A 10,878-nucleotide genomic window follows, 5' to 3' on the forward strand; every position below is an offset into this window, starting at 1 on the left:
GCATTGCAACCGGTGTTACAACAGGTTTTATTGTAACATTTGAATCCAATGGCGGCACTTCCGTTCCAAGCCAGAACGTAGCAGACGGCGGTTTTGCGACACGTCCGGCGAACCCCACCAAAAGCAACTATATTTTTGACTACTGGTACAAGGATACAGCGTTTACCAGTCCTTACTATTTTAATACCCATGTAACCGCTAATATCACTCTTTACGCCAAGTGGGTTGCAAATTCTGATAACGAATATACTACTGGTCCAGGTACAGGTAATATAAATGTAATATGGATACCCGGCGGAACATATTTGATGGGCAGTCCAGCAAGCGAAAAAGGACATAAAAATTCTGAAGTACCGCAACATGAGATAACCTTGAGCGGTTTTTACATGGGCAAATATGAGATAACGCAAGATCAGTATAGGGCGGTAATGGGAAGCAATCCAAGTGAATTCTCCGATAGTGGTAATTGGAATCGACCTGTAGAGCGTTTAACGTGGATTGATGCCATAAAATTCTGCAACCAATTAAGCTACAAGGAAGGGTTAGAGCAGGTTTATAATATAGCTGGTAGTGATGTAACGGCGGACTTTAGCAAAAACGGTTATCGTTTACCTACCGAAGCGGAGTGGGAATACGCATGCCGTGCGGAGACAACAACCGCATTTAACAACGGAAATAATGATTATAACAATACCGCATCGGTTAGCGAAGTGGCATGGTTTGGGTACAACAGCAGTAATTGGACTCATGATATAGGAAAGAAAAAACCTAACGCATGGAAATTGTATGACATGCATGGCAATGTATTTGAATGGTGTTGGGACGCTTATGACGAAAATTATTATTCAAAAAGCATTTCTGCGATTAATCCGACCGGTCCTAATAATTCCGACAGCAAAGTAGTGCGTGGCGGAAGCTGGGAAAATCCTGATTATTCATTGTTGCGTTCGGCTGCCCGCACCGGTTACTTCTGGAACTATTCTTCACACGACATAGGTTTCCGTGTAGTGCGGCATAAATAAGTAACGCATAAGTTAGGTAGAGCCGCCAAGAAATTGGCGGCTCTTTTTTATGTTCGTGTGGTTCGTGTTGGTTCGTGGTAAAAAATTATTCGTTCCTATTCGTGTTGGTTCGTAAACCCTACACGTCTTTAGGTCTTGTATCCTGCACCCTTACCGCTTTTCCTTCGGAAATCGGCAGACTGCCGCTTTCGTGCAATTCCACCCTTGGGCTGATTGAGATTGACGCTTGCAGCGTTTCCTTAATTTTTTCTTTAAGAGCGTTTAATGGGCGGGTGTCGTCCATGAAGGTGTTGGCGCTTACTTCGGTTTTTACAGTCAGTCTGTCTAAAACGCCGTCTTTTTCCACAACGATAAGGTAATTGTTACCGACTTCCTTCATGCTCATAATCACTTCTTCAATTTGACTTGGGAAGACATTTACTCCGTTTATGATAAGCATATCGTCGCTACGCCCTGTTATGCGATGAAGCCTGCGGTGAGTTCTTCCGCATTTGCACGGCTCCGTATAAAAAGATGTAAGGTCTCTTGTGCGATAACGCAAAATAGGCGTTGCTTCACGGCAGAGAATTGTAAGAACAAGCTCGCCAATTTCTCCGTCTTTTACAGGTTCAAGTGTGTCGGGATTAACAATCTCCGCTATGTATCCGTCCTCCCAGATGTGAAGTCCGTCCTTGCATTGGCACTCAAAGGCTACACCCGGTCCGTTCATTTCAGAAAGTCCGTAAGAATTAAAAACATCGATTTTTAACAGTGCTTCTATACGCCGTCTTGTGTCCTCGGAGTAAGGCTCCGCTCCGGCAAACGCTCGTTTAAGAGAGAGATTTTCTCTTGAAACGCCTGCTTCCTTCATTTTTGTTTCAAGGTGCAGAAGGAAACTTGGAGTAGCATGTAACACAGTAGTTCCGTAATCCTGCATCATTCTGAACGGGCGGGCTGTTTTTCCCGCTCCCGCCGGTATTACAAGCATTCCCACTTCTTCGCCGCCTTGATGCATTCCCAGCCCGCCAGTGAAAAGACCGTAAGTTATCATGTTTTGGAACACGTCGCTTTTAGTACAGCCTGTTCCGTAGATACAGCGAGCCATATAATTCGCCCATTGTTTAATGTCGTCTTTGTTAAAATAAATTGTAGTGGGAATTCCGGTAGTACCGCTTGAAGCGTGAAGACGCACAACATCATCTTGTGGAATACTTAAAAATCCGTAAGGGAAGCCGTCTCTTAAATCGTTTTTAGAAGTAAAAGGAATTTTTTTAAGATCGGCAAGCGACTTAATGTCATCGGAACTTTTTATTCCCGCTTTTGAAAGCCGCTCTTTGTAAAAAGTTGTCCGCAAGGCATAGCCCACCTCGGTTTTTAATTTTTTCAGTTGTAGTGCTTCAAGCTGTTCTCGAGGCATTTTTTCTATTTCAGGTTGCCAATATTGAAAATCCATGTCAGGCGCTTCCGGCTGTTTTACAGGCAGTCTGCCCGAGTTTAAAAGCCTTAGCATTTGCCTGCGCGATTTTCTCGTCTTTTTTTGAAAACACTTCGGTAATTGTTTTTTCAAGACTTTCGGCTTTTAACGGAAGAAAGCACGATGCCGCTCCCACCATGACTGTATTTACAGTTTTTGCAAGCCCTGCTTCTTTTGCCAAAGCAACTGCCTGAATAATCCGCCATTTTGGAAGTTTTTTTACAGTGGAATGAACGCCGTTAATATCGGGATAATTGGCGATATTGTTAAAAGGCTCTGCCGCCGTAACAAGAATGCCATTCGGTTTTAGGTATGACACATAACGCAAACTTTCAAGCGGTTCCATAGAGATTATTAAATCCGCGCCGCCCTTTGGCACAAGATCACCAGCTATTTTTTTATCGGCAATACGCAGAGAAGCTAGAACCGCCCCCCCTCTTTGCGCCATGCCGTGTACTTCGCTTTGGCGCACCTCAAAACCTTCGTTCATTGCCGCTTGCGCGATAATGGAAGCGACAGAAAGAACGCCCTGTCCTCCGACACCTGCTAAAATTACATCGTATTTCATATGTCTATTATTGCGTAAAATAGGGAAAAATACCAGTGCGATAAAACGTCATTTTACTCGATTTCTTTTCCGCAATGCGGGCATTTTTTGCTATTATTACCCTTGTATAGTTCTTCCATAAACCCAGAACAAATTATACCGCTTGGAAGGGCTACTATCATAATTCCAAGCAAGGATATAATAGCGCCGCATATTTTTCCGATAATAGTTATCGGGTAATAATCCCCGTACCAGACGGTAGTAAAAGTAGAAACAGCCCACCACAATGTTTCTATTATATTGGGAAATATATCCGGTTGAGCCGTATTTTCCGCATAGTACATTACAGTAGCGGAAATAAAAATCATAATAACCGTTAATACAATGGTAGAGATCAATTTTTCTTTTTCTTTCTTTAAAACTTTTCCTATAATATTCATAGCTTCGCTGTATCTGCCTAATTTAAAAACTCTGAACATTCGTAATACCCGCAACACTCTTAAGAATCTAAGATCGACTCCTACTATAAACGGAATATAGAAGGGGAGTATTGCCGCCAGGTCAATTAACGCGGCGAAAGAGAAAAAGAATTTTAATTGCGGAAATTTTGAGTCAGGATACAGATAATTCGCCGTCCATAATCTTAATAAATATTCGGCGGTAAAAATAATGATAGAAAACACTTCAAAACAATTAAGAAAAAACGCAAAGTTTTCGCTTATTGAATTAAAAGAAGACGCTATTACGGCAGCTATATTTACGCAAATCAGAGTGATAATGGAAATATCAAATATTTTACTTACACGGTCGCCTTCCTCAGCGGGTTCAAGTATTTCAAAAATACGTTTTTTTGTCATGTTAAACCTCCAAATAATTTAATATATTCTCTTACATTTACCTTGAAGACTTTTTAATTTTTTTAGCGTCAAATAAAAGATCAAAAACATCGGCGGCAGTTTCTGCAAATTCAACTTTTATGCATGAGCGAATGTCCTTATCTAGCTCGTTCCAGTCTTCCATGTTGTCTTTTGGAAGAAGCACCGTTTCCATTCCGTTTCTGATAGCGGCAAGCACTTTTTCTTTTAATCCGCCGATGGGAAGAATTCTGCCTGTGAGGGTAAGCTCACCTGTCATGGCGATACACGGACGTGGCGGAACTTTGCAAAGGGTGGAGAGCAAAGAAGAGGCGAGGGTAACGCCTGCGGAAGGTCCGTCCTTGGGGATTGCGCCTTCGGGAACGTGTATGTGGAAGTCGGATTTTAACAAATCTTTGGCGATAAAATTGTATTTGTTTCCCATACTGCGCAAGTATGAAAGAGCGATGCGGGCGCTTTCTTTCATTACATCGCCTAAGTTTCCGGTTATTAAAAGTTCTCCGCTTCCGGCATAACGGATTGTCTCAACAGGCAGAACCGTTCCGCCTGTTTCCGTCCAAGCAAGCCCGTAAGTTACGCCGACTCTGGCTTCCCTGAAAACAACGTCTCGCTTGTATTTTTTCTTGCCAAGCAATTTTTCCAAATTAGCCGGCGTTATAATTTTATTGAATTCCGATACGGCTTTGTCTTTTCCGTAACCTTTATTTACAGCGTCTCTTGCTATGCGTCTGATGCATCTTGCCGTCTCCCGTTCAAGGTTACGCACTCCCGATTCCATTGTCCAAAAACGGATAATGTTTTTTATCGTATCGTCCCTAAATGTTATTTTAGCGGAAGATAATCCGTTTTCGCGTAACTCTTTTGGCACTAAAAACTGTTTTGCTATGCTTAATTTTTCATTTTCACCGTAACCGGGAACCTCGATTATTTCCATGCGGTCGAGTAGGGGATACGGAATGGAGTGCAGTGAATTTGCCGTTGTTAAAAACATTACTTTGGAAAGATCGTATTGAACTTCAAGGTAATGATCCACAAAAGTTGAGTTTTGTTCGGGGTCAAGCACTTCAAGCAAGGCGGATGCGGGGTCTCCTCGGAAGTCGCTGGAAAGTTTGTCAATTTCGTCTAACAAGAAAACAGGGTTGGTCGTGCCAGCCTTGCACATGGACTGAATAATTTTACCGGGTAGAGCGCCCACATAAGTTTTTCTGTGTCCGCGAATTTCCGCTTCATCGCGCACGCCGCCCAATGAAATACGCACAAAGTTTCTGCCAAGGGCGCGGGCGACAGATTTTCCAAGACTTGTTTTTCCAGTACCGGGCGGTCCCACAAAGCAAAGAATAGGTCCCTTTACGGAACTTGGAATTGATATTTTCGCGTTATTTTTAACAGCTTCGTTTTTTATCGCTTCATCTTTTAGTGCGTCTTTAAGAATATCATCTTTAATAGCTTCGTCTTTAATTGTCTCGTCTTTAAGAACAATGTCCTTAAACGCATCATCTTTTAAGGCGTTATCTTTAAGCGCTTCACTTCTATTAACTTCATCGGCAAGCAGTTGGCGCACGGCTATAAATTCAATTATACGGTCTTTGGCTTTTTTCATGCCAAAGTGATCTTCATCAAGAATTTTTTCCGCTTCGGCAAGATCAACGGAATCCGTCGTGTAATTGCTCCACGGAAGATCCGCTATCCATTCAAGGTATCCGCGTAAAACCGCCGCTTCCGGCGAAAGAGGCTGGAGTTTTCTTAATCTTTTTATTTCTTTTTCAGTTTTTTCCTTAACTTCAAGCGGCGGATTTTTTTCAGTAATACGTTTTTCAAGAATGGCAAACTCGTCTTCTATTTTATCCTTGCCAAGCTCTTTGTTAATTTCACGTAACTGCTCATTAAGGATATATTCGCGGTGGCGTTTATCCATTCGCCTTCTTACTTTGCCGGAAATATTTTTTTGAATCCCATAAATTTCATTTTCTTTTTCCAGCATTTCAAGGATCGAAAGAAACCTTTCCCTTGTATCGCCGTATCCTAACAACTCGATTTTTTTCTCTGATTTTATATATATGGCGTTACATACAAGGTTAGCCAATCGTTCCGGGTCTTCCGCTTTTTCCACTGCGGTAAGGGTGTCGGGTCCTATTCTGCCTGAATATTCGGCGTATTGGGAAAATGATTTTTGTACGCTGCGCATTAACCCTAAATCTTCGGAGCTTAAAGGTTCGCTTAATCCGATTGTTCTAATCGGCTCCACCCTTACCATAGAAAAATTTTGATGCGTGTTAATGGAGAGTATTGTCCCTCGGTATTCGCATTGAAACACAACGCGGAAAGTGTTATCGGGAAGTTTTAAGTGCGATATGATTCTTACCACAGTGCCGATGGCGTAAGGTTCGTCTGATGAAAGGCGAAGCTCGTTCTTTTTTAAGCACGCCGCAAAAAGACGGTTGTCTCTTTTTAACGCTTCATCTAACGCCGCAATGCCGGGTTTATAAGTAATAAAAATTGGAACCACTGTCTGCGGAAAAAGCACAAGGTCACGCAACGGAAGCAGGGGAAGGTCTTCATCGGAAAGTTCTTCCGTTCCCGAATAATCGTAGAATAAAGCGCTTTTATCCTTAAAACGGGAAAAGAACCCGAATGGGGAACCCCTCTTTTTTTCTCCTGCGATTTTTTTCACGGCGTTATGCGCTCTTTTGCTTCTGCTCCAGATATATTATCTGCGGCGGTTCTGATTTTTCCACTGTATCTTGGGAAATTATTATTTTTTTTTTGCCCGGGACTGAGGGAATTTTAAACATAATGTCAGTCATAAGTTTTTCTACAATCGCCCTTTAACCGCGCGCTCCTGTTTTTTGTTTTATCGCCTTGTCCGCTATCGCGTCGATAGCTTTTTCAGTAAATTCAAGTTTTACATTGTCATAAGCCAACGAAGCCTGATACTGGCGCACGATAGCGTTACGAGGCTCCGTGATAATGCGTTTTAAATCATCGAGTTTTAACTCTTCAAGCCCGACGGTAATGGGGAGCCTTCCGATAAATTCGGGAATCATTCCAAAGCGGATTAAATCATCGGGGTGCATTGCGTCGTAAAGCTCCCTTAAAGATTTTTCTCCGCCTGTCGCTTCCGAGCCAAAGCCCAACGGGTGATTCACAACGCGCTGGGCGATTATTTTATCCAGTCCTACAAAAGCTCCGCCGCAAATAAAAAGAATATTTGTAGTGTCAATCCGTATCATTTCCTGATTGGGATGTTTTCTTCCGCCTTGAGGCGGAACAGAGGCTACAGTCCCCTCAATAATTTTTAAAAGCGCCTGTTGAACGCCCTCGCCTGAAACATCGCGTGTAATGGAAATATTTTCGCCCTTGCGCGCAATCTTGTCTATTTCATCAATGTAGACAATGCCCCTTTCCGCGGCGGAAATATTGCCGCCTGCGCTTTGTATCAGTTTAAGAAGAATGTTTTCTACGTCTTCGCCGACATATCCGGCTTCCGTAAGAGTTGTAGCGTCTACAATTGCAAACGGAACTTTTAATTTTTTCGCCAAAATTTTTGCAAGTAACGTTTTGCCGGTTCCCGTAGGACCGATTAACAGAACGTTGGATTTTTCAATTTCAACTTCTTCGTTTTCTTTTGAAGGGTTCGCTATTCTTTTGTAGTGGTTGTAAACGGCTACGGAAAGCGCTTTTTTAGCGTTATCCTGCCCGATGATAAAAAGATCGAGGTACGCTTTTATTTCTTGAGGCGTAGGAATATCGCCTGTAAAATGCGAGGTAAGCTCATGTTCCTCCTCGCTTAAAATTTTGCGGCAAACTTCTATACATTCATCGCAAATAAAAACATCATTGGGTCCGGCGATTAATCTGCGCGCCATGTCCGCGCTTTTTCCGCAAAAAGAGCAGACTCTTTCAAATACTTCAGGTCCATTACGAAGTTTTGCCATTTTTTTCCCTCGTTAATATGGAGTCGGCTATGCCGTACTCGACCGCGTCTTGCGCTGACATAAAAAAGTCTCTTTCCAAGTCCGACGCGATTTGTTCTATTGATTTTCCTGTGTGGTTGGCAAAATATTCGATTATTAATTTTTTAAGACGGACAATTTCTTTTGATTGAATACCGATGTCCCGCGCCTGTCCTTGAGCACCGCCCCACGGCTGATGAATAAGCACCCTTGACGACGGAAGAACTTTTCGCTTTCCAACGGAACCGGCAGTTAAAATAAGCGCCGCCATGCTTGCCGCTTGTCCAAGGCAAATTGTTTGAACGTCCGATTTTAAATGTTGAATTGTGTCGTAAATAGCAAGGGCGGCGGTTACCGAACCGCCGGGGGAATTTATGTAAAGGTTGATGTCCTTGTCAATATCCTGACCGTCCAGAAACAAAAGCTGGGCTACGACAAGATCGGCGGATATGTCATTTATCTCCCCATCTAAAAATACGATACGATCTTTTAAAAGTCGGGAAAAAATATCGTAGGAACGTTCACCCATTCCTGTTTGTTCAATTACCATTGGAACCAGACTGCTCATTTTTATACTCATACCCTAAATTTAACCATTATCTGACATAAAATCCAGATAATTCTCCTTTTTCCCTTGTTTAAAGCTGTTTTCCGCAAACATCATGTCTGTAATTTTCTTTTCTCTTATGTCTTCTTTTAAGTAAAATACTGCTTCTTCGTTATAATGTCTTTTAACTTCGTCAACTTCGGCTCCGCTTGCCGCCGCAATCGACTTAAATTCCTGTTCTACATCTTCATCGGAAACTTCAATTTTTTGCTCTTCCATTAAAGTTTCGATTATCAATCTTGAGTGGAGAGCCTTTTCCGCCACTTCGCGCCATTCTTTGCTTTTTTCTTCTGTGTTCATCATTTGGGCGATTGTTTCGGGGTTCATGTTGTAGTAACGGGCAAGCTGCCGCCAGCGTCCTTCAACTTCCGCCCTAATCATGGATTCGGGCAGAACAACAGGAGTATTTTCTATAATTTTCTTTAAAAGTTCGCTTAATTTTCTTTCCCGCAGGCGGTACTCCAAACTTTTGGTTAATTTGTCTTTTATGTTGTTTTTAAGATCTTCCAAAGTTTTAAACTTTTCATCAACGTCCTGCGCCAAATCATCGTCAAGTTCAGGGAGTTTTTTCTCTTTAAGGGCAGTAAGCGTTACTTGTATTTTCCTTGAATTGCCCGCGAGAGCCGCATCAAAATGATCTTTCTCAAACTTTTTTGTAAACTCTTTTGTCTCGCCTTTTTTCATACCGATTATTTCATCGTCAAATTTGTAGATATTAGTTCCTGAATCTAGTGTAAAAACAAAATCCTTACGCTGCATACTGGGATTTTTTTCGCCGTTCTCATCAAAGAACTGATAATCAATGGTAACGACATCGCCTTTTCTCGCCGTAGCGTTGTCGTCCCTATCCATGACTATGGCGTTTCGCTCGCGTATTTCATCGAGTTCTTTATCAATGTCTTTTTTCTCAATTTCCGCATAAGGGTACTCAACATTTAACCCCTTCCATTGACCGATTTTCACTTCGGGCAGAACATCATAAGTTACGGAAAATTGCAGGTCTTTGTCGAGATCAAAATCCGGTTTGTCTTTAAGCTCCGGCGTGGAATAGGGCAGGGGTTTTTCGTTGCGAGGCAGATTTTCGTCTTTAAAAATCTCCTGTAAAGACGCTTCCATGACACGCCCCAAAGCGTCGTCTTTAAGGGCGTCGCCGAATTTCCGCTCCAGAACTTCCCGTGGGACTTTCCCCTTGCGAAAACCGGGCAACTGCATTTCTTTGGTATATTCCTCTATCATCTCGTTATAGCGAGAGCGCACGTCCTCTTTGGGGATAGTAACGCTTAAGGATACATTTGATTTTTCAAGCCGTTTTAATTCTTTAGTAATAGCCACAATTTTCCTCTATATTTTATTCTTTTACTGCGAGAGAAGGGACTTGAACCCTTATGCCTGCGGCACCAGATCCTAAGTCTGGCGTGTCTGCCAATTCCACCACTCTCGCCTGTATGCTACCGCAATGGCGAGTCTCTGGGGGTATTGTATCAATTTTTGGGGATTTATGTCAATGTAGGAAGGAATGGGGATAATTGACCATATTTCAGCATTTTGATAGTATATTTGCAGGTTTGGACCGTTAGCTCAGCTGGTAGAGCAGCAGACTCTTAATCTGCGGGTCGGAAGTTCGATCCTTCCACGGTTCATGGGTTAATTGTTTATGTTGTAAGGAATTACGGAATGACTTTTCCAACAGTTTCTCTGAATAAAATGGCACTGTGCATTAATTGTGCAGGAATCCCAATTCAGGAGATGTTGTTTATGTCAAGAATATTCGAACCTTATGTGATCACATGGCGTAAAGATTCAGAAACTTTTCAGTTCAATCTTAATTTCGCCTACGGTTTGAACAGTCGCGTATGCGCCGAATGGCGACGGAAAAGTTTTTACAATTTGCCAGATGAACTGGCACTGTTTCGAAACCCTAAGACGAAGGCTGAAGCTAAGACTGGAGTCGATGCACTTATCGCTTTTTTAAGAAACAAACAACAAGAAGAAGGTGTAGCGCCAGCGGACGTGTAATAATTGAAGATATAACAGTTGGGACTTGGATAGAAAAAGAAGTACCGCTAGGGATACCCTTCTGGAAAATGAAATGCTAAAACTTTTTCAAACTGGGGTGCTTCTGCGGACAATAAAATTAGCCGTTTGCGCCATTATGTTCCTTTCGAATCTACGCCAGGCTGAAATATTCGCGCTTAAACCTGAAGATTTGGATTGGGTTACTCCAAAAATTACCGTCAAAAGAGCGTGGCAAAATTTTGACAATAAAGAAAAGAGAATTTTAGAACATACAAAAGGAAAAAAGAACAAATTGTCCCATTTGATCCCGTCTTGCAAGAAGCCATAAAAAAATTATGGAAAGAAAACGGGCAACATGAATTTGTCCTATGCTGGAAAAATGAAAGACTCATGGATCGTCATGGA

At 42.2% G+C, this 10,878-nt stretch carries 9 protein-coding genes, 2 tRNA genes and 1 pseudogene; 4 read left to right on the forward strand and 8 right to left on the reverse strand.

Going from position 1 to position 10,878, the window contains the following annotated elements; genetic code table 11:
* On the forward strand, positions 1-1,022 hold a 1,022-nt coding region (locus ACYVTD_RS06770; RefSeq protein ID WP_461247019.1), incomplete at its 5' end, for an SUMF1/EgtB/PvdO family nonheme iron enzyme.
* Between the two features lie 118 nt (positions 1,023-1,140).
* Here ACYVTD_RS06770 and ACYVTD_RS06775 read toward each other — a convergent pair.
* The 8 genes and pseudogenes from ACYVTD_RS06775 to ACYVTD_RS06810 all read right to left on the reverse strand — a co-directional run bounded on the left by ACYVTD_RS06775 (position 1,141) and on the right by ACYVTD_RS06810 (position 9,898).
* Positions 1,141-2,511, reverse strand: coding sequence for a phenylacetate--CoA ligase family protein (locus ACYVTD_RS06775; protein ID WP_461247020.1), 1,371 nt, complete (start codon positions 2,509-2,511; stop codon positions 1,141-1,143).
* On the reverse strand, positions 2,456-3,043 hold the full coding sequence (locus ACYVTD_RS06780; protein ID WP_461247021.1) for an indolepyruvate oxidoreductase subunit beta: 588 nt from the start codon (positions 3,041-3,043) through the stop codon (positions 2,456-2,458). Before ACYVTD_RS06780 ends, ACYVTD_RS06775 begins: the two co-directional genes overlap by 56 nt.
* A 53-nt stretch (positions 3,044-3,096) precedes the next feature.
* A complete protein-coding gene (locus ACYVTD_RS06785) occupies positions 3,097-3,879 on the reverse strand; it encodes an ion transporter (protein WP_461247022.1) in 783 nt (260 codons plus the stop codon).
* Positions 3,880-3,916: 37 nt separating this feature from the next.
* The gene (lon, locus tag ACYVTD_RS06790) at positions 3,917-6,568 is read right to left on the reverse strand and encodes an endopeptidase La (RefSeq protein WP_461247023.1); all 2,652 of its coding nucleotides are present in this window, start codon (positions 6,566-6,568) and stop codon (positions 3,917-3,919) included.
* 4 nt (positions 6,569-6,572) lie between these two features.
* Positions 6,573-7,832 (reverse strand): annotated as a pseudogene (clpX, locus tag ACYVTD_RS06795) (ATP-dependent Clp protease ATP-binding subunit ClpX).
* Positions 7,816-8,418, reverse strand: coding sequence for an ATP-dependent Clp protease proteolytic subunit (locus ACYVTD_RS06800; RefSeq protein WP_461247024.1), 603 nt, complete (start codon positions 8,416-8,418; stop codon positions 7,816-7,818). Before ACYVTD_RS06800 ends, clpX begins: the two are co-directional and overlap by 17 nt.
* Before the next feature lie 21 nt (positions 8,419-8,439).
* Positions 8,440-9,789: a trigger factor gene (tig, locus tag ACYVTD_RS06805; protein ID WP_461247025.1), complete on the reverse strand. Its 1,350-nt coding sequence runs from the start codon at positions 9,787-9,789 to the stop codon at positions 8,440-8,442.
* Between the two features lie 28 nt (positions 9,790-9,817).
* Positions 9,818-9,898: transfer RNA gene (locus ACYVTD_RS06810), tRNA-Leu, on the reverse strand.
* Positions 9,899-10,024: 126 nt separating this feature from the next.
* Between ACYVTD_RS06810 and ACYVTD_RS06815 the strand changes: the two genes are divergently transcribed.
* From ACYVTD_RS06815 to ACYVTD_RS06825, 3 genes are all read left to right on the forward strand, one after another.
* Positions 10,025-10,097, forward strand: a tRNA-Lys gene (locus ACYVTD_RS06815).
* A 34-nt stretch (positions 10,098-10,131) separates the two neighbouring features.
* Positions 10,132-10,473 carry a hypothetical protein gene (locus ACYVTD_RS06820; RefSeq protein WP_461247026.1) on the forward strand — a complete coding sequence of 114 codons (342 nt, stop codon included), beginning with the start codon at positions 10,132-10,134 and terminating at the stop codon, positions 10,471-10,473.
* 25 nt (positions 10,474-10,498) lie between these two features.
* Entirely contained in the window at positions 10,499-10,801 is a 303-nt protein-coding gene (locus ACYVTD_RS06825) for a hypothetical protein (protein WP_461247027.1), read from the forward strand.
* Positions 10,802-10,878: the final 77 nt, after the last annotated feature.

This window comes from Treponema sp. R6D11 (assembly GCF_054786075.1).